The 25,199-nt window shown below is 68.5% G+C and carries 23 protein-coding genes; 13 read left to right on the top strand and 10 right to left on the bottom strand.

The features are described 5' to 3' along the window. Nucleotides 1–39: 39 nt before the first annotated feature. From U8331_RS00935 to rpmH, 5 genes are all read right to left on the bottom strand, one after another. Nucleotides 40–1,062 (bottom strand): energy transducer TonB, encoded by a 1,023-nt coding sequence (locus U8331_RS00935; RefSeq protein WP_481131764.1) that lies wholly within the window; start codon nucleotides 1,060–1,062, stop codon nucleotides 40–42. A gap of 145 nt (nucleotides 1,063–1,207) precedes the next feature. Beyond that, nucleotides 1,208–2,566 carry a tRNA uridine-5-carboxymethylaminomethyl(34) synthesis GTPase MnmE gene (gene mnmE / locus U8331_RS00930; protein ID WP_481131763.1) on the bottom strand — a complete coding sequence of 453 codons (1,359 nt, stop codon included), beginning with the start codon at nucleotides 2,564–2,566 and terminating at the stop codon, nucleotides 1,208–1,210. Between the two features lie 119 nt (nucleotides 2,567–2,685). Then, nucleotides 2,686–4,377, bottom strand: a complete 1,692-nt coding sequence (yidC, locus tag U8331_RS00925) for a membrane protein insertase YidC (protein WP_481131762.1) — start codon at nucleotides 4,375–4,377, stop codon at nucleotides 2,686–2,688. A gap of 15 nt (nucleotides 4,378–4,392) precedes the next feature. Beyond that, nucleotides 4,393–4,875, bottom strand: coding sequence for a ribonuclease P protein component (gene rnpA, locus U8331_RS00920; protein ID WP_481132860.1), 483 nt, complete (start codon nucleotides 4,873–4,875; stop codon nucleotides 4,393–4,395). Between the two features lie 79 nt (nucleotides 4,876–4,954). Beyond that, complete coding sequence (gene rpmH / locus U8331_RS00915) at nucleotides 4,955–5,095, bottom strand: 50S ribosomal protein L34 (protein ID WP_031374044.1); 141 nt, start codon at nucleotides 5,093–5,095, stop codon at nucleotides 4,955–4,957. A 223-nt stretch (nucleotides 5,096–5,318) separates the two neighbouring features. Between rpmH and dnaA the strand changes: the two genes are divergently transcribed. The 10 genes from dnaA (at nucleotide 5,319) to U8331_RS00865 (ending at nucleotide 16,619) form a co-directional block, all read left to right on the top strand. Further along, complete coding sequence (dnaA, locus tag U8331_RS00910) at nucleotides 5,319–6,653, top strand: chromosomal replication initiator protein DnaA (RefSeq protein WP_481131761.1); 1,335 nt, start codon at nucleotides 5,319–5,321, stop codon at nucleotides 6,651–6,653. A gap of 252 nt (nucleotides 6,654–6,905) precedes the next feature. Continuing rightward, nucleotides 6,906–8,006 carry a DNA polymerase III subunit beta gene (gene dnaN, locus U8331_RS00905; RefSeq protein ID WP_481131760.1) on the top strand — a complete coding sequence of 367 codons (1,101 nt, stop codon included), beginning with the start codon at nucleotides 6,906–6,908 and terminating at the stop codon, nucleotides 8,004–8,006. A gap of 98 nt (nucleotides 8,007–8,104) precedes the next feature. After that, nucleotides 8,105–9,223 carry a DNA replication/repair protein RecF gene (gene recF / locus U8331_RS00900; protein ID WP_481131759.1) on the top strand — a complete coding sequence of 373 codons (1,119 nt, stop codon included), beginning with the start codon at nucleotides 8,105–8,107 and terminating at the stop codon, nucleotides 9,221–9,223. A 127-nt stretch (nucleotides 9,224–9,350) separates the two neighbouring features. Next, nucleotides 9,351–11,828 (top strand): DNA topoisomerase (ATP-hydrolyzing) subunit B, encoded by a 2,478-nt coding sequence (gene gyrB / locus U8331_RS00895; protein WP_481131758.1) that lies wholly within the window; start codon nucleotides 9,351–9,353, stop codon nucleotides 11,826–11,828. A 114-nt stretch (nucleotides 11,829–11,942) separates the two neighbouring features. Beyond that, nucleotides 11,943–12,746 (top strand): M48 family metallopeptidase, encoded by an 804-nt coding sequence (locus U8331_RS00890; protein WP_481131757.1) that lies wholly within the window; start codon nucleotides 11,943–11,945, stop codon nucleotides 12,744–12,746. A 121-nt stretch (nucleotides 12,747–12,867) separates the two neighbouring features. Then, the gene (locus U8331_RS00885) at nucleotides 12,868–14,058 is read left to right on the top strand and encodes a tetratricopeptide repeat protein (RefSeq protein ID WP_481131756.1); all 1,191 of its coding nucleotides are present in this window, start codon (nucleotides 12,868–12,870) and stop codon (nucleotides 14,056–14,058) included. A gap of 147 nt (nucleotides 14,059–14,205) precedes the next feature. Further along, nucleotides 14,206–14,874 (top strand): energy transducer TonB, encoded by a 669-nt coding sequence (locus U8331_RS00880; protein WP_481131755.1) that lies wholly within the window; start codon nucleotides 14,206–14,208, stop codon nucleotides 14,872–14,874. 102 nt (nucleotides 14,875–14,976) lie between these two features. Continuing rightward, the gene (locus U8331_RS00875) at nucleotides 14,977–15,732 is read left to right on the top strand and encodes a MotA/TolQ/ExbB proton channel family protein (protein WP_481131754.1); all 756 of its coding nucleotides are present in this window, start codon (nucleotides 14,977–14,979) and stop codon (nucleotides 15,730–15,732) included. A gap of 35 nt (nucleotides 15,733–15,767) precedes the next feature. Further along, nucleotides 15,768–16,190: an ExbD/TolR family protein gene (locus U8331_RS00870; protein WP_481131753.1), complete on the top strand. Its 423-nt coding sequence runs from the start codon at nucleotides 15,768–15,770 to the stop codon at nucleotides 16,188–16,190. 15 nt (nucleotides 16,191–16,205) lie between these two features. After that, nucleotides 16,206–16,619, top strand: coding sequence for an ExbD/TolR family protein (locus U8331_RS00865; RefSeq protein WP_481131752.1), 414 nt, complete (start codon nucleotides 16,206–16,208; stop codon nucleotides 16,617–16,619). A 68-nt stretch (nucleotides 16,620–16,687) separates the two neighbouring features. Here the strand turns inward: U8331_RS00865 and U8331_RS00860 are convergent, their stop codons facing one another. The 3 genes from U8331_RS00860 to cls all read right to left on the bottom strand — a co-directional run bounded on the left by U8331_RS00860 (nucleotide 16,688) and on the right by cls (nucleotide 19,371). After that, nucleotides 16,688–17,461, bottom strand: a complete 774-nt coding sequence (locus tag U8331_RS00860; protein ID WP_481131751.1) for a pyridoxine 5'-phosphate synthase — start codon at nucleotides 17,459–17,461, stop codon at nucleotides 16,688–16,690. A gap of 89 nt (nucleotides 17,462–17,550) precedes the next feature. Then, nucleotides 17,551–17,826: a hypothetical protein gene (locus U8331_RS00855; RefSeq protein WP_481131750.1), complete on the bottom strand. Its 276-nt coding sequence runs from the start codon at nucleotides 17,824–17,826 to the stop codon at nucleotides 17,551–17,553. A 108-nt stretch (nucleotides 17,827–17,934) separates the two neighbouring features. Next, nucleotides 17,935–19,371 carry a cardiolipin synthase gene (gene cls / locus U8331_RS00850; protein WP_481131749.1) on the bottom strand — a complete coding sequence of 479 codons (1,437 nt, stop codon included), beginning with the start codon at nucleotides 19,369–19,371 and terminating at the stop codon, nucleotides 17,935–17,937. A 67-nt stretch (nucleotides 19,372–19,438) separates the two neighbouring features. On the opposite strand from cls, the gene U8331_RS00845 reads away from it, so the two are divergent. After that, complete coding sequence (locus tag U8331_RS00845) at nucleotides 19,439–20,527, top strand: PA0069 family radical SAM protein (protein ID WP_481131748.1); 1,089 nt, start codon at nucleotides 19,439–19,441, stop codon at nucleotides 20,525–20,527. A 207-nt stretch (nucleotides 20,528–20,734) separates the two neighbouring features. Here U8331_RS00845 and U8331_RS00840 read toward each other — a convergent pair whose 3' ends face one another. Beyond that, a complete protein-coding gene (locus U8331_RS00840) occupies nucleotides 20,735–22,561 on the bottom strand; it encodes an SLC13 family permease (RefSeq protein WP_481131747.1) in 1,827 nt (608 codons plus the stop codon). 163 nt (nucleotides 22,562–22,724) lie between these two features. Here U8331_RS00840 and U8331_RS00835 point away from each other — a divergent pair, with 163 nt between their 5' ends. Together U8331_RS00835 and U8331_RS00830 are read left to right on the top strand one after the other, a co-directional pair. Further along, a complete protein-coding gene (locus U8331_RS00835; protein ID WP_481131746.1) occupies nucleotides 22,725–23,822 on the top strand; it encodes a sensor histidine kinase in 1,098 nt (365 codons plus the stop codon). Beyond that, the gene (locus U8331_RS00830; RefSeq protein WP_481131745.1) at nucleotides 23,822–24,256 is read left to right on the top strand and encodes a response regulator; all 435 of its coding nucleotides are present in this window, start codon (nucleotides 23,822–23,824) and stop codon (nucleotides 24,254–24,256) included. The genes U8331_RS00835 and U8331_RS00830 overlap by 1 nt, the downstream gene beginning before the upstream one ends. A gap of 15 nt (nucleotides 24,257–24,271) precedes the next feature. Here the strand turns inward: U8331_RS00830 and U8331_RS00825 are convergent, their stop codons facing one another. Next, a complete protein-coding gene (locus tag U8331_RS00825; RefSeq protein WP_481131744.1) occupies nucleotides 24,272–25,003 on the bottom strand; it encodes a 2OG-Fe(II) oxygenase in 732 nt (243 codons plus the stop codon). Nucleotides 25,004–25,199 lie beyond the last annotated feature (196 nt).

Here is a 25,199-nt window from a genome sequence, read left to right as displayed (position 1 = left end):
CGAGCCGGGCTTTTTCATGGTTCGCCACGACGGCGCGGGTCAGCTGCCGGGATTGAAGCCGATCGCGCGGCGCGTGGTGACCGGCGCCGAAATCGGCTGGAAGCGCCAGCGCTGGACCGCATCGAGGGCGGCGCGGTCGAACACCCGCGAGGGTTCGGCCCGCACCACGCGCGCCGAGGTGACCGAGCCGTCGGTGCCGACCGTGTACTCGACCACGACCTCGCCCGAACGACCCGAGCGCAATGCATCGCGCGGGAACTCCGGAGCCGGCATCGACAGCGGACGCAGGTCGTCCGCGGTCGGCTTGGCCGCGGCGGCCGCACGCGCCTGCGCGGCGCGCTGCTCGGCGGCGCGACGGTCGGCCGCTTCCTGCTGCGCCACGCGGGCGGCTTCGGCGTCGGCAGCCTCCTTGTCGGCGGCCTCCTTCTGCGCGAGTTCGCGCGCGGCCTGCTCCTGCTGGCGCTTCTGGTCGGCCAGCCGCTGACGCTCGATCTCGGCCTGCCGCGCCACTTGCTCCTCGGCGCTGACCTTCTCCTCGGCGGCGCGGGCGATGGCGGCCTGCTGGCGCGACTCGATGTTGCCCTTGAGGCGGGCCAGGGCCGGGTGCTCGGGCTGGACCTCCTCCACCAGCGCGGCCAGGCGGCGCGCCTCGACGAAGTCCTCGCGGGTGATGCTCTGCTCGGTCGCGATGACGGTCATCGGCAACAGGTCGGTCAGCGCGCTGGCCACCGAGGCATCGGCCGGCGACTGCTCGCGCAGGGCCAGGTAGTACTCCACTGCGTTGTCTTCGGCCGGCGCGTACAGGCGGTTCTCGCTGTAGGCCTTGCGCGCGGCCTCGCGCAGCTGCCCGGCATCGAGCCCGCTGACCATGGTCGATGCCGCGCCCTCGCCCGCCGCGGCGGCGGCTGGCGTCGTGGTGCTGTCGGCGTTCGTGGCAGCGCCCCCCGGCGCGGCCTCCTCGCTGCCGCACGCCGCCAGTGCCAGCCCGACGGCCAGTACCAGCGACAGTTTTGAAACGACGGACAACCGGCCCGGTTGCCGGTCCTGTGAATTGACGATCATGACGAACTCCCCTGAAGTGCGGCCTGCTGGGCGCACCTGCACAAGGTCGCGATAGCGCGGCGTGCTTGTCAAGCCACGCGGCCGCGGCGTTTGCTGAAGCGGCGCGGCCAACGCGGAAAACCCGACTTTCATCACAATTTTGCGGCTACTTGCCGATGCAGAAGCTCGAGAACACGTGGCCCAGCAGGTCGTCGGCCCGCACTCGGCCGGTGATTTCCCCCAGCGCCTCGTGCGACCCGCGCAGGGCTTCGGCGGCAAGGTCGAGCGCCTCGTGCCGCAGGTGCAGGCGGGCGTCTTCGAGCTCGGCAGCGGCGCGGGCGAGCGCATCGACGTGGCGGGTCCGTGCGGTGAACGCGCCCTCGCCGGCATCGGCACCATCCAGCACCAGCGCACGCAGCCGTGCGCGCACAGCATCCAGGCCTTCTCCGGTGTGCGCAGACAACGGCAGCGGGGGCTCGTCGGCGGCGCCCGGTCCCGGCAAAGACGTCTGATCGACGGTTCCGAGCAGGTCCACCTTGTTGAGCAGCCACAGGCGGCGCGGTACGCCGGCGATGGCGTTCTCCACCGCGGCACGGCCGGCGCCGGGATCGCGTGCATCGAGCACAACGACCGCGAGGTCGGCGCGTTCGAGTTCGGCGTGCGCGCGGCGCATGCCCTCGCGCTCGATCGGGTCGCCGCCTTCGCGCAGACCGGCGGTGTCGACCAGCGCCAGTTCGACGCCATCGACCCGCACCACCTCGTGCAGCAGGTCGCGGGTGGTGCCGGCGATGTCGGTGACGATTGCCCGGTCGCTGCCCGCCAGCGCGTTGAGCAGCGAGCTCTTGCCGGCGTTCGGCGGGCCGACGATGACCGCGTGCAGGCCGTCACGCAGGCGGCGGCCGCGCTCGGCGGCGGCGCGCAACGCCTCCAGCGCCCGGGCCAGCGAATCCAGCCGTGCGCGCAGCGCGGCACCGCCGAGGGTGTCGAGCGGCTCGTCGGCGAAATCGATCGCCGCCTCCACATGCACCCGGATCGCCAGCAGCTCGGCGGCGATATCCTCCACCCGGTGCGAGAACTCGCCGTCCAGCGCACGCCGTGCCGCCCGGGCGGCCCGCACGTCGCCGGCGGCGATCAGGTCGGCGACCGCCTCGGCCTGCGCCAGGTCCAGCCGCCCTTCCAGGAACGCGCGTTCGCTGAACTCGCCCGGCCGCGCCAGTCGCGCCCCGAGTCCGCTGCAGCGTGCGAGCAACGCCTGGAGCACCGCGGTCCCGCCGTGTCCCTGCAGTTCCACCACGTCCTCGCCGGTGTAGCTGGCCGGTGCGGCGAAGTACAGCGCGATGCCATCGTCGATGGCTTCACCGTCGTGGTCGAGGAAACGCACGTGGTGGGCGTGGCGCGGGCGCAGCTCGCGGCCGGCGACCGCCTCGCCGATGGCGCGCGCGAGTGGACCTGACAGCCGCACGATGCCGACGCCACCGGCGCCCGGAGCGGTCGCGATGGCGGCGATGGTGTCGCGGTCGTTCATGCGGTTCAAATGTTCCTGAAAGACGCGAGCGGCGGCGGGTACAAGTATGGGTGGCCGCACCCGGCGACAACAAAAACCCGCCGGTCGGCGGGTTTTCGTCGTGTACGTGCCGCGGCCGGTCAGGGCTTCGCCGGTGCGTCGCTGTATTTCCTGATCATCCACCACTGCTGCAGCAGACCCAGGCCGGCATTGGTCACCCAGTACAGCACCAGGCCGGCCGGGAAGAACGCGAACATGACGCCGAACACCAGCGGCATGAACTGCATCATCTTCGCCTGCATCGGGTCGATGCCGGTCATCGGGTTGAGCCTCTGGGTCGCCCACATCAGCGCCATGTTGATGACGGGCAGCACGAAGAAGGGATCGCGCGCGGTCAGGTCCTGGATCCACAGGATCCACGGCGCATGACGCAGCTCGACCGACTCCGACAGCATCCAGTACAGCGCCAGGAACACCGGCATCTGCACCAGCAGCGGCAGGCAGCCACCGACCGGGTTGATCTTCTCCTTCTTGTACAGCTCCATCATCGCCTGCTGCAGCTTCTGGCGGTCGTCGCCGTAGCGCTCCTTGAGCTGGGCCATGCGCGGCTGGAACTTGCGCATCTTCGCCATCGACTTGTACTGCGCCGCCGACAGCGGATACATCAGCAGCTTGATGATCACCACCAGGCCGACGATCGCCCAGCCCCAGTTGCCGAGCAGGCCGTGCAACTTGTCGAGCACCCAGAACAGCCAGCCGGCGAGGATCGCCATCAGGCTGAAGCTGGAGAAGTCCACCGCCCGCTCCAGGCCCGGCACCTGCTGCGACTGGATGTTGGCCACCAGCTTGGGACCGACCCACAGACGCGCCTCGGTGGCCGCTGTCGCGCCCGGTGCGACGCTGACGCCGGGGCCGAGCTCGCGGATCAGGTAGCGGGTGCCGCCGTTCCCGTCCGGCGTGGCCAGCGAGAACGTGCTGGTGTCGTCGGCACCGGGAATCCAGGCGCCGAAGAAGTGGTGCTGCAGCATCGCGATCCAGCCGCCGGTGACCTGCTTGTTGAGCGGGCCGTCGTCGACGAAGTCCTCGTAATCGCGCTTCTCGTACTTGTCCGTCGCGCTGTACCACGCCGCGCCCTGGAAGCTGTACTGCTCGACGTTCATCGGGCCCGAGGATTGCAGTGCGCGCGGCACCCGGCTCAGCTGCCGGTACACGAACCCCTGCCATGGCGCGGTACCGCCGTTGACCACCTCGTCGCGGACGTGGACGACGTAATCGCCGCGGTTGAAGGTGTAGGTGCGGCGGATGGTCACGCCGTTGGCGCCGGTCCAGGTGAACGGCACGACCAGCTGCTCTTCATCCGGATCGAGGCTGAGGTCGGCGCCGGCCGGCAGCGCAGCGCGATCGAACACGAACCCGGCTTCGTGGCTGGGGGCCGGGCCGGCGTTGCTCACCCACCCGCTCTGGGCGACGAAGTAGTCCGCCGCGTCCTGGGAGAACAGGCGCACCGGGCGGCTGCCGTCATCGGCCGTGCTGGGGTACGCGAGCAGGTCGACCTGGCGGACTTCACCGCCGTCCAGCACCACGTCCAGGACATCGGTGCGGACCTCGACGGCGCTGGGTGCCGGAGTCGGGCCGGACACCGCCGGTTGACCGGCGGCCGGAACCGCCGGAGCCGCCTCGATCGACGGAATGCTGCCGGCGGCGGCCGCCGGGACAGACGTGCTCGGGGTGATCGGTGCGGGCGGCAGTGCCTGCTCCTTGTCCCATGCCATCCACAGCAGGGTCGCCACCATCAGCCAGGCGAAGATCAGGAATACACGGGTCTGGTTCATGGGCAACGGACAGGCTCAGCCGGCGCGCGGCGGCGTGGGGGAAGAAGGGAGTGGCTCGGCCGATCCGGCCGGCGCGGGCATTGTGACCGCCGCCGTGGATGCGGGCAACGACGCACCCGCCAGGGCGCCGCTGCGGCGCAACAGGCCGAGGAAGGCCTCGCGCAGTTGCGGGCCGGAGCACTGCGCGGCGGCCGGACGGGCGACTACGACGTAGTCGCCATCGGCCAGCAGCCGACGGTGTTCGCGGAAACTGTCGCGCAGGACACGCTTGATGCGGTTGCGCCCGACGGCGCGGCGATCGACCTTGCGTGATACCGCGAGGCCGAGGCGGGCGCCCGATGCAGGCGCCTCGACCGCCGCCACGGCATCCCCGGCTGACGGCTTGTGCCAATGCAAAGCAAGCACGGGCAGCGCCACGCGCCGGCCGTGCTTGAAGATGCGGTCGAAATCGGAACGCGCGCGAACCCGCGCGGTGCGCGGGAAGCGGGTCGTGCTCATCCGGTCGGCAACGGCGGCGATGGGCGGCCGTTGCTGCACTACGCGTGGTCGGGCGGAAGCCGGACCAGGGGCGCAGTGATCAGGCGCAGAGACGCTTGCGACCCTTGGCGCGGCGACGCGCGAGGATCTTGCGGCCGTCGGCGGTCGCCATGCGGGCACGGAAGCCGTGGTCGCGCTTGCGCTTGAGGTTGCTGGGCTGGTAGGTGCGCTTGGTGGCCATGGGAACGGCTCTGGTTCGTGCGGAAAAGACCGGCAAGTCTAGCGGCCGCCGGCAGCCCCGGTCAAGCCGCCCCGCCCTGTCGGCCCCGCTGTGCAGACGCCGCTTCGCTGTTCGCGTCCATGGCCGAATGGTAGTCTGGCCGGCCCCCTACTGATCCCCGCGGCGCGGCGTTGTGCTGCGCGGGCGGGTCGTCATGTCCACGCGCATCATCCAAGAACATCTTATGGACGTCTGGCCCCGCTGCCTCGAACGCCTCGAAGCCGAGTTCCCCGCCGAGGACGTCCATACCTGGCTCAAGCCGCTGCAGGCCAGCCACCGCGAAGGCGCCACCGTGCTGTACGCGCCCAACGCCTTCGTGGTCGACCACGTGCGCGAGCGCTATCTCGACCGCATCCGCGAGCTGCTGGCGCATTTTGCCGGTTCCGACGAGGTCAGTCTGGAGGTCGGGTCGATGCCGCGCGCGCCGGCAGCGGTCCGCACGCCGGCGGCCACCGCGAGGCCGGAACCGGCAGCGCCGGTCGAGGCGTTCGACGGCCATCTCGACAACCATTACACCTTCGACAACTTCGTCGAGGGCCGCAGCAACCAGCTCGGCCGCGCCGCCGCGTGGCAGGCCGCGCTCAAGCCGGGCGACCGCGCCCACAACCCGCTGCTGCTGTACGGCGGCACCGGCCTGGGCAAGACCCACCTGATGTTCGCCGCCGGCAATGCGATGCGGGCCGCCGATCCGTCGATGCGGGTGCTGTACCTGCGTTCGGAGCAGTTCCTGGCGGCGCTGATGAAGGCGCTGCAGGACAAGGCCAACGGCATGGCCGCGTTCAAGCGCCAGTTCCAGCAGGTGGATGCGCTGCTGATCGACGACATCCAGTTCTTCGCCGGCAAGGACCGCACCCAGGAGGAGTTCTTCCACACCTTCAACGCGCTGATCGACGGCAAGCAGCAGATCATCCTGACCTGCGACCGTTTCCCGCGCGAGGTCGAGGGGCTGGAACCGCGGCTGAAGTCGCGGCTGGGCTGGGGCCTGTCGGTGGCGATCGATCCGCCGGACTTCGAAACCCGCGCCCAGATCGTGCTGTCCAAGGCGGCCGAGCGGGGCGCGGTGATTCCCGAGGAAGTCGCGTTCCTGCTGGCCAAGAAGATGCGCTCCAACGTGCGCGACCTCGAGGGCGCGCTCAACACACTGGCGGCCCGCGCCAACTTCACCGGCCGGGCGATCACCGTGGAGTTCGCCCAGGAGACCCTGCGCGACCTGCTGCGCGCGCAGCAGCAGGCGATCGGCATCCCCAACATCCAGAAGACCGTGGCAGACTACTACGGGTTGCAGATCAAGGACTTGTTGTCGAAACGGCGGACCCGTTCGCTCGCCCGTCCGCGTCAGATGGCCATGGCGCTGACCAAGGAGCTGACCGAACACAGCCTGCCGGAGATCGGCGACGCGTTCGCGGGCCGCGACCACACCACCGTGCTGCATGCCTGCCGCCAGATCCGCAGCCTGATGGAGACGGACGGCAAGATGCGCGAGGACTGGGACAAGCTGATTCGCAAGCTCAGCGAGTGATGTCGCCCTTCCCCGCGAACATGTGCGGGACGTGCGGACAAGTTGTGGACAAGTAGGACACGGCCACCGACCGGCAAAACTGTCCACAGGTTGTACCGGAGCTCACAAGGCGGTTATACCGTCGTTGGCAGCCGGTGTATTTGTTTAGGATTCAATGGGTTATCGGAGTTTTCCCGGGTTTTGGCCGACTCCATCACCACCAGGCTTTTGATTTATTCAACTCTTTTGTATTGGGCATAGGGGAAGGACGGCATGCGTTTCAGCCTGCAACGCGAAGTGTTTCTCAAGCCGTTGGCGCAGGTCGTCAACGTGGTCGAGCGTCGGCAGACGCTGCCGGTCCTCGCCAACCTGCTGGTCCAGGTCAGGGATGGACAGCTGTCGCTGACCGGTACGGATCTGGAAGTGGAAATGGTGTCGCGCATCGCGGTCGACGACGCCGAAGATGGCGAGACCACGATCCCGGCACGCAAGCTGTTCGACATCGTTCGCGCCCTGCCCGACGGCAGCAAGGTCGCGATCAGCCAGAGCGCCGACAAGGTCACCGTGCAGGCGGGGCGTTCGCGCTTCACTCTGGCCAGCCTGCCCGCCAACGACTTCCCGTCGATCGACGAGGTCGAGGCGACCGAGCGGGTCCGCGTCCCGGAAGCCACCCTCAAGGAGCTGATCGAACGCACCGCGTTCGCGATGGCCCAGCAGGACGTGCGCTATTACCTCAACGGCCTGTTGTTCGACCTGCGTGAGACCAGCCTGCGCTGCGTCGCCACCGATGGCCACCGTCTGGCCTTGTGCGAAGCCGAGTACGAGGGCAGCGCCCAGACCAAGCGCCAGATCATCGTGCCCCGCAAAGGCGTGACCGAGCTGCAGCGCCTGCTGGAGGGTGGCGAGCGCGAACTGGAGTTGGAGATGGGCCGCGGCCATATCCGGGTCAAACGTGACGACGTCACCTTTACCAGCAAGCTCATCGACGGGCGCTTCCCGGACTACGAAGCGGTGATCCCGATCGGAGCGGACAAGGAAGTGCGCATCGATCGCGAAGTGCTGCGCGCCTCTCTCCAACGCGCCGCCATCCTTTCAAACGAGAAGTATCGCGGCGTCCGTATCGAGGTGTCGCCGGGCCAGCTCAGGATCAGCGCCCACAATCCGGAGCAGGAAGAGGCGCAGGAAGAAGTCGAAGCCGAGACCCGCGTCGACGATCTGGCGGTCGGTTTCAACGTGAACTACCTGCTGGATGCGTTGACGGCCCTGCGTGACGAGCAGGTGGTGCTTGCATTGCGCGATGCCAACTCGTCCGCGCTGGTCCGCGAAGCGGCCAACGATCGGTGCCGTCACGTCGTGATGCCTCTGCGACTCTGACAACGCATGTTCCACGTGGAACGGCTCTTAGTACGACACACGCCCGGTTTTTCCGGGCGTGTCTGTATTTGTACGATCGAAACGGTAGGTGGAGCGGCGTGGAGGTAGTCCGGCTCGATCTGCGCAACCTCCGGCGGTTCGAGCACTTGCAGCTGCATCCGGCTCCCGGCATGAACGTGATCACGGGCGAAAACGGCGCCGGCAAGAGCAGTGTGCTCGAGGCGCTGCACCTGATGGGTTACGGCCGCAGCTTTCGGGGACGGGTGCGGGACGGCCTGGTTCGCAGCGGACAGGCCGCGCTGGAGGTCTTCGTGGAATGGCGCGAGGCCGGTCGGGAATCTTCGGATGGCGCGGCCGTTACGCACGACCGACTCCGGCGCGCTGGCCTCCGGCACAGCGGACAACAATGGACCGGCCGCCTCGATGGCCACTCTGTCGACCAGCTGGGTGCACTGTGCCAGGCCTTGGCTGTGGTTACGTTCGAACCCGGGAGTCACGCCCTGGTCAGCGGTTCCGCCGACAGCCGACGCCGGTTCCTGGACTGGGGATTGTTCCACGTGGAACCGGAATTCATGCCTACATGGCGGCGCTACTCCCGTGCGCTCAAGCAGCGCAACGCGCTTCTGAAGACCCGCGCCAGCGCCGCGCAGCTCGATGCCTGGGATCGTGAGCTGGTGGAAGCCGGCGAGCCCCTCACCACCTATCGCGAAGGCTACCTCGGTTCACTGGAGCCGGGCATGGCGACGCTGGCGGCGCACCTGTCCCCGGTTTTGGGGGCGGCGAGCACCGCATACGCCCCGGGGTGGCGTCGGGAGGAGCTGTCGCTGGCCGATGCCCTGCTGCTGGCGCGACCCCGCGATCTACAGGCGGGTTTTACCTCTGTCGGGCCGCACAGGTCCGACTGGAGGATCGACTTCGCGACCTTGCCGAATCGGGAGACACTGTCGCGTGGCCAAGCCAAGCTGGCCGCACTCACCGCCCTTCTCGCCCAGGCCAGTCACCTCGCGTCTGCGCTGGGTGAGTGGCCCGTGGTGGCGCTCGATGACCTTGCCTCGGAGCTGGATGCACGCCATCAGGAGCGGGTGCTCGGCTATCTCGCCGGTTCCGGGGCACAGACCTTTGTCACGGGCACGGAGGTGCCACGGGCCATAAATTCGGCCGGGGCGCCCGCGACGGTGTTCCACGTGGAACACGGCGCTGTGCAGCTTCAAACCTGAGTGCCAGTGGCCGGGGTGCACCGGTGCCCGCCGGGGAGCGGCCCGCCTCGGCTATAATCGGGACACGCAAATACATATGAGTACGGGGTCCCCACGCCATCGTGGCGCCTCGTCGGAGCCGCTGCGCATGACATCAATCGAGCACGATCCCGCATCCGGGCAGGAAGACGCGTCGACCGACGCCCCGGCCGCGTCGCAAGCCTATGATTCCAGCAAGATCACCGTCCTGCGCGGTCTGGAGGCGGTGCGCAAGCGTCCCGGCATGTATATCGGCGACGTGCACGACGGCACCGGCCTGCACCACATGGTGTTCGAGGTGGTCGACAATTCGGTCGACGAGGCGCTTGCCGGTCACGCCGACGATATCGTCGTCACCATCCACGAGGACGGTTCGGTTTCCGTGTCCGACAACGGCCGCGGCATGCCGGTCGACATCCACAAGGAAGAAGGGGTGTCGGCGGCCGAGGTGATCCTGACCGTGCTGCACGCCGGCGGCAAGTTCGACGACAACAGCTACAAGGTGTCCGGTGGCCTTCACGGCGTCGGCGTGTCGGTCGTCAACGCACTGTCCGAACACCTGTGGCTGGATGTGTGGCGCGACGGTCACCACCACCGCCAGGAGTACGCCCTGGGTGAGCCGCTCTACACGCTCCAGCAGCTCGAGGCGACCGACAAGCGCGGCACCCTGCTCCGCTTCAAGCCGTCGCCGGAGATCTTCACCGACGTCCAGTTCCACTACGACATCCTGGCCAAGCGGTTGCGCGAGCTGTCGTTCCTGAATTCCGGGGTCAAGATCACCCTGGTTGACGAGCGTGGCGAGGGCAAGCGCGACGTGTTCCAGTACGAGGGCGGTATCGCCTCCTTCGTTGAGCACCTGGCCCAGCTCAAGACCCCGCTGCACGCCAATGTGATCGCGGTCAGTGGCGAAGAGGCGGGCATTACCGTCGACGTGGCGATCCAGTGGACCGACTCCTACCAGGAGACGATGTTCTGCTTCACCAACAACATTCCGCAGAGGGACGGCGGCACGCACCTGCAGGGGTTCCGCGCGGCCCTGACCCGCACCCTGAGCAACTACATCGAGCAGAACGGCATCGCCAAGCAGGCGAAGGTCAACCTGTCCGGCGACGACATGCGCGAGGGCATGATCGCGGTGCTGTCGGTGAAGGTTCCCGACCCCAGTTTTTCGTCGCAGACGAAGGAAAAGCTGGTCAGCTCCGACGTCCGGCCGGTGGTCGAGCACACCTTCGGTGCCCGGCTGGAGGAGTTCCTGCAGGAACACCCGCAGGAGGCCCGCGCCATTTGCGAGAAGGTGGTCGACGCCGCCCGCGCCCGCGAAGCCGCCCGCAAGGCGCGCGATCTGACCCGCCGCAAGGGTGCCCTGGATATCGCCGGCCTGCCCGGCAAGCTCGCCGACTGCCAGGAAAAGGACCCCGCCCTGTCCGAACTGTTCATCGTCGAGGGTGACTCGGCCGGTGGCTCGGCCAAGCAGGGCCGCAACCGCAAGAACCAGGCGGTGCTGCCGTTGCGCGGCAAGATCCTCAATGTCGAGCGCGCGCGCTTCGACCGCATGCTCTCATCGGCCGAGGTCGGCACCCTGATCACCGCGCTCGGCACGGGGATCGGCAAGGACGAGTACAACCCGGACAAGCTGCGCTACCACCGCGTCATCATCATGACCGACGCCGACGTCGACGGCAGCCATATCCGCACCCTGCTGCTGACGTTCTTCTACCGTCAGATGCCGGAATTGATCGAGCGCGGTCACGTCTACATCGGCTTGCCGCCGCTTTACAAGATCAAGCAGGGCAAGACCGAGTTGTACCTGAAGGACGACGCCGCGCTCGACGCCTACCTGGCCGGCAACGCGGTCGAGGGGGCTTCGCTGATCCCGGCCGAAGGCGAGCCGCCGATCACCGGCGAGGCCCTGGAAAAGCTGCTGCTGGCCTATGCAGGCGCTCGCGAGACGATCGCGCGCAACACGCACCGGTATGACCCGCTGGTGCTGGAAGCGCTGATCGACTTCACCCCGCTGGACTCCGCCCATCTGAGCGAGAACGTTGACGAACAGCACGAACTGGAAGCGCTGGAGAAGCGGCTCAACCGCTCCGGCATGGGCAAGCCCCGGTACGCGCTGAGCCTGCAGCCGGCGACCGACGCCCACCCGGCCGCCCTGCTGGTCAAGCGCATGCACATGGGCGAGGAGTTGCTGCAGGTGCTGCCGCTGGCCGCGTTCGAAGGCGGCGAGCTTCGGGCGCTGCGCGAGGCGGCCGCGCAGTTGCATGGCCTGGTCCGGGAGGGTGCGCAGATCGTCCGCGGCAATCGCGCACAGCCGGTGGACAGCTTCGCCCAGGCCCAGGCCTGGCTGCTCGAGGAAGCCAAGAAAGGCCGCCAGATCCAGCGCTTCAAGGGTTTGGGCGAAATGAACCCGGAGCAGCTCTGGGAAACGACCGTCAACCCCGAAACCCGGCGCCTGCTGCAGGTCCGGATCGAGGATGCGGTGGCCGCCGACCAGATCTTCAGCTGCCTGATGGGCGATGTCGTCGAGCCCCGACGCGAATTCATCGAGGACAACGCCTTGCGGGTCGCCAACCTCGACGTCTGAGCCCCTCGCCCTTTTGCGGACATACGGCGCCGTATCCAGAAGTCGGCGCCGACTTTGACGGCCTATTCATCGCCGGCCCACTACAACGGGCTTTCACGGAACAGGAACTCCGCCATGAAACGTCTGTTGCTCGGGCTGGCGATCGCCGCCGCGGCCGCCGCGTGCGCCACCACCACCTCCCCCACCGGGCGGACCCAGCAGGTCGGCGCCGTGTCCCAGCAGCAGCTGGACCAGATGGGTGCGCAGGCGTTTTCGGAATACAAGGCGAAGCTGCCGCAGAGCAGCAGTTCCAGCCAGACCGCGTACGTGCGATGCGTGGTCGGCGCGATCACCCGCCAGCTGCCCTCCGACTGGCAGGCCCAGTGGGAAAGCGCGCTGTTCGTCAACGAGTCGCCCAACGCCTTTGCCCTGCCCGGCGGCAAGGTCGGCGTCTACACCGGCATCTTCGATGTCGCCCGGAATCAGGACCAGCTCGCGGCGGTGATCGCGCACGAGGTCGGCCACGTGGTTTCCCGCCACCACGACGAACGCGTGACCCGGCAGCTCGGGGCGCAGGCCGGGCTCGGCATCCTCGGCGCGCTGGTGGGTTCGCAGTACGGCTCCAGCGCGGCGCAGGCGACCCAGCAACTCGGCGGCGCCGCGGTGCAGACCGCCTTCCTGCTGCCCAACAGTCGCACCCAGGAATCGGAAGCCGACATCGTCGGCCAGCAGCTCATGGCCAAGGCCGGTTTCGACCCCGAGCAGGCGGTCAACCTGTGGCAGAACATGATCGCCGCCGGGGGCAGCCGCTCCCCCGAGTGGCTCTCCACCCACCCGGATCCGCAAAGCCGCATTGCCGAGCTCGCCGCCCGTGCCGAAGGCCTTGAGCCGGTGTACCAGCAGGCCCGCGCAGCCGGGCGAAAGCCGAGCTGCGGTTAACACGACGTGTCGGTTCAGGCAGGGCGGTTACCTAGCGTCACCGGTTTCTGCTAGGTTGGCCTCCCCCTGAATGCCAGACCCGCGTCCGACCGTACTTCGGACGTTTGCCTGAGGTGAACCGATGAGCCATTCCTTCTCCCGCCACCGCCTGCTGTGCACCGCCGTCGCCGCGGTGCTGGTCGCCACGATGGGCGCTGCCGCCGCGCAGTCCTCTCCCGACCGCGGCCGGTCCGATCGCCGCCAGATCGAGCAGCAGCGCGCCGGCGCCGAGCAGTTCCCCGAAGCGACCCGCGAGGCGCCGGAGACGAAGGCTTCCGCGAGGACCGCCCGCAAGTTGCAGGAGATGGTCGACCTCCAGCAGGAAGGCAGCGGAGCGGAGGCCGTTGCGATTGCCGACGCGATTCTCGCCGACGCCGACTCCAACGCCTACGAGAAGGCACTGGCCGCGCAGACCGCGGCCCAGGTGGCCTACGAGGCCGGCGACGTCGACCGCGCCGCCTCCCTGTTCGGTCAGGTGGTCGAGCTGGACGCGCTCGACAACAACAACCACTACACGATGATGCTCAACCTCGCCCAGTTGCAGCAGCAGCAGGAGCACTACGCCGAGTCGCTCGCGACCTACGACCGCTTCTTTGCCGAAACCGGCAGCAAGGACCCGCAGGCGATGATGATGAAGGGGCAGGCATTGTTCCTGCTCGAACGCTATCCCGAAGCCGCCGAACTGATGGAGCAGGCCATCCAGAGCAGCGGCGAAACCAAGCCCGAATGGCAGGCCCTGCTCATGCAGGTCCACGCCAAGGGCGGCAACGCCGGTGAAGCGGTCCGCATGGCCGAACAGGTCGCGGCAGCCAAGCCGGACGACCGTCGCGCCCAGCTGAACCTGGCGGCCACCTACCAGCAGGCCGGAATGCAGGACAAGGCGGTCGCGGTGCTGGAGAAGATGCGCGGCGCCGGTCAACTGACCGAAGCGAACGAGTACCAGCAGCTCTACGCCACCTACATCAACATGGAAGGCAAGGAGAGCGAAGCCATCGCGGTGATCGAAGACGGGCTGGCGAAAGGCGTGCTCAGCGAAGATTTCAATACCACGGTCGCCCTCGCCCAAGCCAACTACTTCTCGGGCCAGACCGGCCCGGCCATCGAGGCCTACCGGAAGGCTGCGCCCCTGGACAACGACGGTTCCACTTATCTGAACCTGGCCAAGGTCCTGCTTAACGAAGGACGGGACGCGGAAGCGAAGGCGGCCGCAACACGGGCCTTGGCGAAAGGCATCGGCAATCCCGATGAGGCGCAGTCCATCATCGAGCGGTAAACGCATCACGAAAACACCAAATTTCGCTTGGAAGCCCCGAACGAGTTTGGTATATCCTAGGAAGTTCCCGTGGCGCAAAACGCCGCAGGAGCCTGATCTTCCGAGGCGCAGCCAGCGCCCGGCATTCCTCCCCGAGCTGACGGCGCAATGACGCAAGACTTGGAAATCCCCGCTAAGAAACAAGACGACCGCGAAGGGTTGAACTGGGCGCGCATCGCCGGTATCACCATGGCGATCGCCGTGCACTGCGCGGCCCTGTTGATGCTGCTTGCGCCGATGGCGCCGCCGCCGCAGGACAAGGCCGAGGAAGAGGTGACCTTGGTGAACATCATCAAGCCGCCACCGCCGCCGCCGCCGCCGCCGCCGCCGCCGCCGGAACCGCCCAAGCCGATCACTCCGCCCAAGGAGCTGTCGCCGCCGAAGCCGACCCCGCTGCCGCCGCCGCCCGAGCCGCCGCCGATCGTGGTCGACGATCCGAGCCCGGTCGACGTTCCGGCGCCGCCGCCGGCCCCGCCGGCGCCGCCCGCCCCGCAGAACACGCTGGGCTCGGTCGATCCGTCGTCCCGCTCGCGCAACCCCCCGGACTATCCGCCCAGCGCCCTGCGTGCGCAGATCGAGGGCACGGTGATCCTGGTCATCAGCATCGACGCCCAGGGCAACGTGCTGGACATCGAGGTCGAGAAGTCCAGCCGGAACCGCGATCTGGACCGGGCGGCAGTCGCCGCGGCCCGGAAGTGGCGCTTCAACCCGCAGATCGAAAACGGTGTCGCGGTCGCCAGCCGGGTTCGTGTTCCGGTCGATTTCAACCTCAACTGATCCGTGCAGGATGGACCCGCGGGTTCATCCGCCCGGCTCGGCCTGAGCCACAGTTGCTGTAACTCGTAGTCCCTTCTTCCACGACATCTAAAGGTAAGCGTCATGCTTCAGGAAACCACCACCGCCGCTGCTGCTGCCGGAGGCAACAACGCCGAAGCATTCCAGCAGATGAGCTTCACCCACATGGTCCAGAACTTCGACACCGTCGCCTGGATCGTGTTCCTCACCCTGCTGATCTTCTCGGTCCTGTCGGTCTACTGGATCGTCATCAACCTGATCAAGAACATGCGTCTGCGCGCGACGTCGGATCGCGTCATCAGCACGTTCTGGGAAACCACCAACGCGCAGGACTCGATCCGTTACATGGAAGAGCAGAAGCGCAGCGAGCCGTTCTCCAAGATCGCGCTCGATGCCGCCCAAGCCGCCGCGCACCACCAGCGCCACGAGGGCTCGCGCCTGGTCGAGTCGCTGAACCGCTCCGAGTTCGTCGACCGCGCCCTGCGCCAGGCCGTCACCCGTGAGTCGATGAAGCTCGAGTCCGGCCTGACCGTACTCGCCACCGTCGGTTCGACCGCGCCGTTCGTCGGCCTGCTCGGTACCGTGTGGGGCATCTACCACGCCCTGATCCGCATCGGCATCAGCGGCAATGCGTCGATCGACGCGGTCGCCGGCCCGGTCGGCGAGGCGCTGATCATGACCGCGATCGGTCTGTTCGTCGCGATCCCGGCGGTGTTGGCCTACAACTTCTTCACCCGCATGAACCGCGTCACCAACAGCAAGTTCGATACCTTCGCCCACGACCTGCACGATTTCTTCGCCACCGGTTCGCGCGTTGGCGAGCTGGCGGCCAAGCGCTGAGCATCGGTCACTGACAGGTTAGTTGGAGTTCGGATATGGCCTTCAGTTCAGGCAACGATAGCGGCGGCCCGATGGCCGAAATCAACGTCACGCCGCTGGTCGACGTGATGCTGGTGCTGCTGATCATCTTCATGATCACCGCACCGTTGATGTCGCACAAAGTTCAGGTCGAGCTGCCGGAGGCTGACGTCGCCAATCTCGAACAGATGGCGCCGGAGGTTCCGCCGATCACCCTCGCGGTCACCCAGGACGGCAAGCTGTACTGGAACGACGAGCCCGTGACGATGGAGCTTCTGGAAAGCCGCCTGTCGGTCGAAGCGCAGAAGACACCGCAGCCGCAGATCAATGTTCGCGGCGACAAGACCACCAAGTACCGCATCATCAAGGACGTGGTGCAGGTTGCCCAGCAGCAGGGCATGCGCAAGGTGGGCTTCGTCGCGATCAAGGATCGCAATTAATCCGGAGAGCAGGACATGGCTTTCAGTTCCAACTCCAGCGGCGGTGCAATGGCCGACATCAACGTGACCCCGCTGGTCGACGTGATGCTGGTGCTGCTGATCATCTTCATGGTGACCGCACCGATCGCTTCGTACCCGATCGAGGTCAACCTGCCGCAGCGCTCGACCCAGCCTCCGCCGCTGACCGAGCCGCCGCCGCCGGTGAAGCTGCGGATCGACGCGTCCGGCCAGGTCTTCTGGAACAACTCGCCGTATCCGCTGTCCGCGATTGCGAACATGATGCGCGAGACCGTCCAGCGCGACCCGACCAACCAGCCGCAGCTCGAGATCGACGTCAATCCGGATGCGGACTACGGCATCCTCGCCAAGGTACTGGCGCACGCTAAGACCGCCGACATGAAGAAGATCGGCTTCGTGCAGAACGATTGATCGAAGTACCGCAGTACACGCAGACGCTTACTGTCGTATTGGAAACGCCGCCTTCGGGCGGCGTTTTTTTATTGCTTGCCGGCGTTGCTGTCGAGGATTGCAAGGTAGGCGCGTACGGTAGCGGCAAGCCCGTCGTAGAGGGCCTCGCCAATCAGGGCGTGGCCGATCGACACCTCGAGCACACCGGGTACCGAACGCAGGAACAATCCGAGGTTGGACTGGCTGAGATCGTGGCCGGCATTGACCCCCAGGCCGGCGGTGCGGGCCCGTTCCGCGACCGTCGCGAACCTGGCGAGCATCGGTGCCGCGTCGGCGTTCGCGGCGGCCTCGGCGAACGGTCCGGTATACAGCTCGATACGATCCGCGCCGGTCGCCGCGGCGTGCTCGATCGCACCTTCTCCGGCGTCGTCGGCGTCGGCGAACAGGCTGACCCGGCAGCCGAGCTCGTGCAGTCGTTCGACCAGGGGCCGCAGGCGGTCGCCATCGCGGGCGAAGTCGAAGCCGTGGTCGGAGGTGAGCTGGGCGTCGGAGTCGGGAACCAGGGTCGCCTGCGCGGGACGCACCCGCTCGCACAAGGCCAGGAACCCGGGGTATCCCGGACGGGGTGGCGCGAACGGATTGCCCTCGAGGTTGAACTCCACGCCGCGTTCGCGGGTGAGATCGGCCAGTGCGAGGACATCGTCGCTGCGGATGTGACGCGCGTCGGGGCGCGGGTGGACGGTGATCCCGTGGGCGCCGGCGTCGAGGCAGGTCCGCGCGGCGCGGAGTACGTCCGGATCACCGCCGCCGCGCGAGTTGCGCAGTACGGCGATTTTGTTGACGTTGACGCTGAGCACGGTCATCGGCCAAGCCTAGCGCGACAGCCGGCGGCGCAGAAGCCCGGGCGAGGTCGTCGCGGTCGCGGCGGGTCGGAAGCGCCCTTCCGGCCGGATCAGCGAGGTGCCGCGGCGTCGCCGTTCGCGTTCGTGTCCACCCTGGCCTGGCGGCGGACCTCGGCCTGCTCCCGAAGGCGCAACAACTCCGCCGGGTCGATCATCATCGCCTCGCTGCGGCTGTTGCTGTCGACCCGCCGCGCGAGCAACTGCATCACCCCGCCCAGTGCGAACGCGAAAGCCGCCAGCAGGCACACCAGCAGCAGGGCGACGGATGTCGTGGTGAAAGCCACCACCAGGGCCGCGAGGGCGATCAGGAACAACAACCAGGGCATTGCCGTGCTCCAGTGACGATTGCGCGAAGTGTAGCGAAGGGGCGTTGTCACCTGTCGCCGGCGGGTCCGCCCACGCCACCGCTGGTCGGCCGCGGAACCAGGCGACGGTTACAGCAGCGGCGACACCAGCCGCGCCAACGCCTCGGGCATCCGGCTCCGCCACAGCGGCCGGTCACGGTCGTCGCGCACCCGCACCGCGCGACCGCACTCGTGCTCGATCAGCCCGGCCAGCCCGTCGGCCACGTCGCGGTTGCGGAACAGCACCGACACCTCGAAATTAAGCCTGAAGCTGCGGTGGTCGAAGTTGGCGCTGCCGACGATGGCGAGATCGTCATCGCACAGCAGCGCCTTGGTGTGGAGCAGGCGCGGCCCGTATTCGTAGATCCTCACCCCGGCGGCGAGCAGCTCGTCGAAATAGGACCGCGCGGCGTAGGTCACCAGCCGGCTGTCGCTGACCTTCGGGACCAGCAGGCGCACGTCGAGCCCGCCGAGCGCGGCCGAGGTCAGCGACATCATCGCCGCCTCGCCGGGCACGAAGTAGGGCGTCACCAGCCACACCCGCCGCTGCGCCGCGTGGATCGCGCTGACATGCACCCGGTGAATCGCCTCCAGCGGCGAATCCGGGCCGGACACCACCACCTGCGCCGCCACCGGCCCGGGCTGCGGCGGCGGCCCGGGCAGCTGCCGCGGCGCGGTGCCGGTCGCGTACGCCCAGTCTTCGACGAAGACCAGCTGCAGCGACCGCACGATGTCGCCCTCCAGCTGGAGGTGCAGGTCCCGATAGGCGTCGTTGCGCAACCGCTCGTCCTGCTCGTCGGTGATGTTGATGCCGCCGGTGAATCCGACGCGGCCGTCGATCACCACGATCTTCCGATGGGTGCGCAGGTTCAACCAGGGGCGCTTCCAGAACCAGCGCAGGCGCAGCGGATGGAACCAGGCCACCTCGCCACCGGCCTGGAGCAGCGGGCGCAGGAAGCGTTTCGACACCTTCTTCGAACCCACCGCGTCCAGCAACAGCCGGACCTGCACCCCGGCGCGCGCGCGCTCGGCGAGCGCATCGCGCAACGCGGTGCCGGTGCGGTCCGGCTCGTAGATGTAGTACTCGAGGTGCACGTGCGACTGCGCCTGGACGATCGCCGCCAGCAGCGCGTCGTACTTGGCCGCGCCGTCGACCAGCAGCCGCGCGCAGGTTGCCGTTGCCGGGGGCAGGCCGGTGCTGCCCTGGGCCACCCGCGCCAGCTCGGCGGCCTCCGCATCCGGCTTCAGCCCGGCCGGCAGCGGCGGCAGCGCGGCCCGCGAGCGGACGCGGCGCAGGCGCTGGCGCTGGATCCGTTGCGGGCCGAACACGTAGTAGACCAGGAATCCCAGGTACGGCAGCGCCGCCAGGCTGATCAACCAGCTCAGCGTCGCCGCCGGCGAACGCTTCTGCAGCACGATCCACAGCCCCAGCCACAGCACGTACCCCGCCCAGCCGAGGGCCAGGACCAGTTTGAGGTGGTCGAACGAGACGAGTTCGCGCCACAGGTCGAACGGGGCTTCGTGCATCGGTCGCCGCCTGAACAGTTAAGAGGGCGTCGCTTGCGGTGCGACAGCGCCGGCCTAGGCTAAGCGCATGGACGATGCCCGCAAAGCCCAGGCGCCGATCAAGGGTCGCGGCGCCGCCTCGCGCGTGCGCGGCCGCTTCGCGGTCACCGAGGCGGTCGGCGCCGACGACGGCTGGGGCTCGGTCTACGAGGACATCGCCGAAACGCCGCGCCCGGCCACCGAGGTGACCGAAGAGCGCGCCCGCAGCGTGATCACCCGCAACGACTCGCCCGATGTCGGCTTCAGCCAGTCGGTCAACCCGTACCGCGGTTGCGAGCACGGCTGCGTCTACTGTTTCGCCCGGCCGTCGCACGCCTATCTGGACCTCTCGCCCGGGCTGGACTTCGAGACCCGGCTGTACGCCAAGACCAACGCCGCCGCGCGCCTGCGCGAGGAGCTGGCGAAGAAGGGCTACGCGCCCAGCACGATCGCGCTGGGCATCAACACCGATGCCTACCAGCCGATCGAGCGACGCTACCGGGTCACGCGCGAGGTGCTCGAGCTGCTGGCCGAGTGCCGCCATCCGGTCAGCTTCGTCACCAAGAGCGCGCTGATCGAACGCGACATCGACCTGCTCGCGGCGATGGCGCGCGAGCGGCTGGTCACCGTGTACTTCTCGGTCACCACGCTGGACAACCGGCTGGCGGCGCGGATGGAGCCGCGGGCGTCGGCGCCGCACGCCAAGCTGCGGGCGATGCGCGCACTGTCGGAGGCCGGCGTCCCGGTGGGCGTCATGGTCGCGCCGGTGGTGCCGATGATCACCGACCGCGAGATCGAGCACATCCTGGAGGCGGCCCGCGACCACGGCGCCGGCGCGGCGGGCTACGTGCTGCTGAGGCTGCCGCACGAACTCAAGCAGGTCTGGCGCGAATGGCTCGAGCTGCACTATCCCGAGCGCGCCGCGCACGTGATGAGCCTGATCCGGCAGATGCGCGGTGGCAAGGATTACGACAGCGGATTCGGCACGCGGATGCGCGGCGAAGGTCCGTTCGCCCAGTTGATCGCGCAGCGATTCGCCAAGGCGCACCGGCGGCTGGGATTCGGCCGGCTGCCGCCGCTGGACAGTTCGCGGTTCGTGGCACCGCGCAAGCCGTCACCGCAGGGTGATCTGTTCTAGCAGGCGCCGACTCGCCGAAGCGTCGAAACTTTGTAGGAGCGGCTTCAGCCGCGATCGGACGGTCGTGCGCCCGTGCCGGTTCACGATCGCGGCTGAAGCCGCTCCTACAAAAGCCCGGACCGGGTTCTCGGGTCGAAATCCGGGGACGAAGCCGATCGGCGGGAACCGACAGGCGGAACACGGCAAAGCGGGCCGCGAGGCCGGGTCTCAGCCGACGCCCGGCCACAGCGGGCCACCCAGCCAAAGCCACCGGGTCATCCACGCGCTGACGAACGCCACCAGCACCGTCAGCGGCACGCCGATCCTGACGAAGTCGGCGAACCGGTAACGTCCGGGCCCGAGGATCAGCAGGTTGCCGTGGTGGCCGATCGGGGTCAGGAACGCGACCACCGCGCCCAACGCGGTGCACACCACGAACGGCGTCGGGGCCACGCCGAGCGACTGCGCCAGCTCGATCGAAATCGGCCCGAGCAGCACCGTGGTCGCCGAGTCCGACAGGATCTGGGTCAGCAGCGCCGCCATCGTGAACAGCACCAGCAGGATTGCCAGCACCGGCCAGCCCGCCACCACCTGGCGCAATCCGGCGGCCAGCAACTGCGCGGTGCCGGTCTGTTCCATCGCGATGCCGAGCGGAATCACCCCGGCGATCATCACGAACACGCGCACGTCGATATCGCGGTACGCCTGGCCGATGTCGACGCAGCGCGTGGCGACGATGGCCACCGCGCCCAGCAGAAACGCCAGCGGTGCCGGCAGCCATTCGGTGACGGTGGCGAGGATGGTCGCGCCGAGGATCGCCAGTGCCAGCGGCGCGCGCTGGCGCCGCTTGGCCTCGCCGGCGAACGGCACCAGCATCAGGAAGCCGTGGTGGGTGGCCAGCTCGGCGAACCGCGCGGGCCGCCCCCACAGCACCAGCAGGTCGCCTTCGCGCAGGCGCGCATCGGCCAGGCGCGGGGCCATGTCGGCGCCGCGCCGCCACAGCCCGGCGATGACCGCTCGGAACTGCTGGGAGAAATCCAGCTCGCGGATGCTGCGCCCGATGAACTCCGAACCCGGCGCGACCACCGCCTGCACCAGTTGGCATTCGTCCTCGACGGGATCGCCCTCGCGCGCACTCTCCGCGAAGCGCGCGATCGCATACAGCTCCAGGCCCGGATCGTCGTGCAACGACGCCAGCGCGTCGGCCGACGCCTCCACCAGCAGCACGTCGCCGCTGATCAGCGGACTGGTGCCGCCGAGGTCTCGCCGCAGCCGGCCATCGCGCAACCAGCCGACCATGCGGAACTTGTCGCCGAGCGACTTCTGCAGGTCGGCCAGCGGCCGCGTGCTCCAGCGCGAACCTTCGGTCACCAGCAGCTCGGTGCGGTAGCGGTCCAGCCGCAGGTACTCGTCGTCGGCGGCGCCGGTCCCGCGCTTGGGCAGGATCCAGCGCGCCAGCAGCATGTAGACCACGCCGATCACCACCAGCGCGATGCCGATCGGGGTGATCGAGAAGATCCCCAGCCCCGCCGCGCCGGTGCGCTCCAGCATGTTGTCGGCCAGCAGGAACGCCGGCGCGCTGACCAGGGTGAGGCAGGTGCCGAGCGAGGCGGCCAGCGACATCGGCATCAGCAGGCGCGACACCGACAGGCCGCGCGCCTTGGCGAAGCGGGTCAGGATCGGCAGCATCATCGCGGTCACCATCACGTGGTGGGTAAACGACGCCATCGCCGCCACCGCCGGCATCGTCACCGCGATCGCGCGGGTCTCGCTCTTGCCCGACGCGCGTCCGATCCACTGGCCGATGTGCTCGGTGATGCCGGTCGCCGCCAGTCCGCCGGAGATCACAAACACCGCCGCGACGATGATCGCCGGTTCGCTGGCGAAGCCCGACAGTGCCTGTTCCTCGTCGAGGATGCCGGTCACCACCAGCGCCAGCAGGATCAGCATCGCGCTGACGTCGATGCGCAGCCGCTCGCTGATGAACAGGTACAACCCGCCCGCCAGGATCAGCAGGAACATCACCTGTTGCAGGGTGAACGGGAGCAGGTCCATGCCGGCATTGTGCGGTACAACGCCGTGATGCGCAGCGCATGGCTGCACCGGCCCGTCACGACGGCAGCGGCTACACTTTCGCCAAACCGCCTGCCCCGAGCCGATGTCCCGAGCTGCCGAACGACCTGCCGCCCCCAACGGAGACGACTGCTTCCGATTGGCGATGGCCGCTTCGGGGATCGGCATGGCGGTGGTCGATCTCGACGGCCGCTGGCGCGAGGTCAACCCCGCGATCGAGCGCATGCTCGGCCACGACGCCGGCGCGCTGGTCGGGCGGCCCGCGACCGACTTCATCCATCCCGACGACCGCGAGCTCACCCGCGGCGGCATCGCCGCGCTGATCGAAGGCCGCATCGAGCAGATCGACAACCAGAAGCGTTACCTGCACCGCGACGGCGCGGTCGTCTGGGTGCACACCAACGCGGCGCTGATGCGCGATGCCGGCGGCGCCCCGATGTTCCTGGTCGTGCAGTTGCGCGACGTCAGCGCCGAACACGCGGCGCAGGCGCTGATGCAGGCGGCCGCGGAAGAGCGCGCTGCCGCCCTGGATGCTTCCACCCGCCAGTTGCAGCTGTTTGCCGACGCCGTGGCGCACGACCTGCGCGCACCGCTGAGGTCGATCGAGAGTTTCTCGCGGCTGCTGGCCGCGCGAGCCGGCGACGTGCTCGATGACACCGGGCGCGACCATCTGGAGCGCATCCGCAACGCCGCCTCGCGCATGGGCAGCCTGCTGGCCGCACTCGGCGAGCTCTCGCACGCCACCCGCGCCGAACTGAAGCCGGGTGACGTTGACCTGACCCTGCTTGCCGAATGGGTACTGGCCGAACTGCAGGACGCCGAACCCGGCCGGACGGTGGAGCTGCATGTGCAACCGGGGCTCACCGCGCACGGCGACGAGCGCCTGCTGAAGCTGCTGCTGGGACGTCTGCTGGACAACGCCTGGACGTTCTCGCGCGACCAGCCGGTGACCGTGATCGAGGTGCGTGGCACCCGCGATGGCGACACGCTGCGGGTGTCGGTCCGCGACCGCGGCAGCGGTTTCGACATGCGATATGCTCACAAGCTGTTCGAGCCGTTCCAGCGTCTGCACGGACCGGACGAAGGCGGCGGCCACGGGCTTGGACTGGCGATCGCGCAGCGCATCGCCGAGCGCCACCAGGGCCGACTGTGGGCCGAATCGAAGCCGGGTGCCGGCGCCACCTTCCACCTCGAACTGCCCGCCGTCCCCTTCGCGCAGCCGAACCCGGAAGAAGCCAGGTGATGCACAAGGACATCCTGCTGGTCGAAGACAATCCCGACGACGTCGAGCTGACCCGGCTCGCGTTCGACGAGGCCAAGATCGCCAACCGCCTGGTGGTGGTCGGCGACGGCGCCGAGGCGCTCGACTTCCTGTTCGCGCGCGGCAAGCACGCCGGCCGCGACCCCGAGGACCTGCCGTCGATCGTGCTGCTCGACCTCAACCTGCCCAAGCTCGACGGCCGCGAGGTACTGCAGGCGATCCGCGCCAACGAGGCCACCCGCACCCTGCCGGTGGTGGTGCTGACCACCAGCACCGAGCCGTTCGACGTCGAGGCCAGCTACGCGCTCGGGGTCAACAGCTACATACAGAAACCGGTCGACTTCGAGCAGTTCGTCTGGGCGGTCAAGCAGGTCGGCCTGTACTGGCTCGTGCTCAACCACGCGCGCACGCCGTAGCCGCGGACGGCACGCTCAGGCGGGCGCGCCGAACAGCGTCTCCGCGCGCTGGAACAGCACCCAGCTGGTGGCGATGAACTTGTCTCCGCCGTGCGGCCGGTTGCCGCGATGGGTGTGGGTGAACGCGGCCGGGGCGATCAGCAGTGAGCCCGTGCGCGGCGCGACCTTGCGGTGCTGGTACAGGAACTCGGTCTCGCCCTGCTCGAAATCGTCGTTGAGGTAGACCGTCCACAGCAGGTGCCGGTGCAGGGTTTCCGCGCGCGGGTCGCGCGGGTACAGCTCGCAGTGCCAGTAGGGATACCCGCCGCGGCCCCCGCTGTAGCGCTGCAGGTTGACGCCGCCGGGGCGCAGCACGGTCTGCACCACCGGGGTCAGCTCGGCGTCGCTCATCGACTGCAGGCGCTCGGCGGTCAACCGGTGGCGGGCGCCGTCGGCACCCGGCACTTCCAGCATCAACGGTGCGATCAACGCGTGCGGCCAGCGCCGCAGGTACGCCAGCACGCCCTTGAACACTGCCCTGGTGAGCGCGGCCTCGGCGTCGTGCCATTCCGGGCGACCGCTGATGGTCAGGTCACGGCTGTCCTTGAGGTCGGTGTGGACGCCGCCACCGACCCGGCCCGGGTGCACGTCGGGACTCGCGCAGAACCGCTCGATCCAGCGCCGGCAATCGGCCGGGTCGAGCGCGTCGTGCTGGATGGCGATGAAGTCGTCGTCGCGGCCGTCGCCGCCGTCGAGCCGGGAGGTCATGCGCGTCACCACGGACTGCAGCCGGAAAACGGCCATCCTCGCACGGGCGGCGCGGGTTACAGAAAGGCAACGCGCTGGCCGCCCCATCGGAGGGTCGGTCGATCGCAGAAGGAAACCGCGCCGGCAGCGGCTCTCGCCGGCAACGCGCCTTCACAGAGGCTCCACATTCTTGAACCGGGCGGCGGCCGGTCGGCCA

The organism is Lysobacter sp. CC-YZS074 (assembly GCF_056739745.1).
Note: the sequence above shows the minus strand (reverse complement) of the source record. Positions and strands in the feature narration are given on the sequence as shown.

Coding starts and splice junctions, on each gene's coding strand:
- U8331_RS00860 (WP_481131751.1), bottom strand. CDS start 17,461: ATGACCGTGCTCAGCGTCAACGTCAACAAAATCGCCGTACTGCGCAAC.
- rnpA (WP_481132860.1), bottom strand. CDS start 4,875: ATGAGCACGACCCGCTTCCCGCGCACCGCGCGGGTTCGCGCGCGTTCC.
- U8331_RS00865 (WP_481131752.1), top strand. CDS start 16,206: ATGGCTTTCAGTTCCAACTCCAGCGGCGGTGCAATGGCCGACATCAAC.
- rpmH (WP_031374044.1), bottom strand. CDS start 5,095: ATGGCCACCAAGCGCACCTACCAGCCCAGCAACCTCAAGCGCAAGCGC.
- cls (WP_481131749.1), bottom strand. CDS start 19,371: ATGCACGAAGCCCCGTTCGACCTGTGGCGCGAACTCGTCTCGTTCGAC.
- U8331_RS00845 (WP_481131748.1), top strand. CDS start 19,439: ATGGACGATGCCCGCAAAGCCCAGGCGCCGATCAAGGGTCGCGGCGCC.
- dnaA (WP_481131761.1), top strand. CDS start 5,319: ATGGACGTCTGGCCCCGCTGCCTCGAACGCCTCGAAGCCGAGTTCCCC.
- U8331_RS00875 (WP_481131754.1), top strand. CDS start 14,977: ATGCTTCAGGAAACCACCACCGCCGCTGCTGCTGCCGGAGGCAACAAC.
- U8331_RS00855 (WP_481131750.1), bottom strand. CDS start 17,826: ATGCCCTGGTTGTTGTTCCTGATCGCCCTCGCGGCCCTGGTGGTGGCT.
- U8331_RS00870 (WP_481131753.1), top strand. CDS start 15,768: ATGGCCTTCAGTTCAGGCAACGATAGCGGCGGCCCGATGGCCGAAATC.
- U8331_RS00880 (WP_481131755.1), top strand. CDS start 14,206: ATGACGCAAGACTTGGAAATCCCCGCTAAGAAACAAGACGACCGCGAA.
- dnaN (WP_481131760.1), top strand. CDS start 6,906: ATGCGTTTCAGCCTGCAACGCGAAGTGTTTCTCAAGCCGTTGGCGCAG.
- mnmE (WP_481131763.1), bottom strand. CDS start 2,566: ATGAACGACCGCGACACCATCGCCGCCATCGCGACCGCTCCGGGCGCC.
- U8331_RS00835 (WP_481131746.1), top strand. CDS start 22,725: ATGGCCGCTTCGGGGATCGGCATGGCGGTGGTCGATCTCGACGGCCGC.
- yidC (WP_481131762.1), bottom strand. CDS start 4,377: ATGAACCAGACCCGTGTATTCCTGATCTTCGCCTGGCTGATGGTGGCG.
- U8331_RS00890 (WP_481131757.1), top strand. CDS start 11,943: ATGAAACGTCTGTTGCTCGGGCTGGCGATCGCCGCCGCGGCCGCCGCG.
- U8331_RS00885 (WP_481131756.1), top strand. CDS start 12,868: ATGAGCCATTCCTTCTCCCGCCACCGCCTGCTGTGCACCGCCGTCGCC.
- U8331_RS00825 (WP_481131744.1), bottom strand. CDS start 25,003: ATGACCTCCCGGCTCGACGGCGGCGACGGCCGCGACGACGACTTCATC.
- U8331_RS00830 (WP_481131745.1), top strand. CDS start 23,822: ATGCACAAGGACATCCTGCTGGTCGAAGACAATCCCGACGACGTCGAG.
- U8331_RS00840 (WP_481131747.1), bottom strand. CDS start 22,561: ATGGACCTGCTCCCGTTCACCCTGCAACAGGTGATGTTCCTGCTGATC.
- gyrB (WP_481131758.1), top strand. CDS start 9,351: ATGACATCAATCGAGCACGATCCCGCATCCGGGCAGGAAGACGCGTCG.
- U8331_RS00935 (WP_481131764.1), bottom strand. CDS start 1,062: ATGATCGTCAATTCACAGGACCGGCAACCGGGCCGGTTGTCCGTCGTT.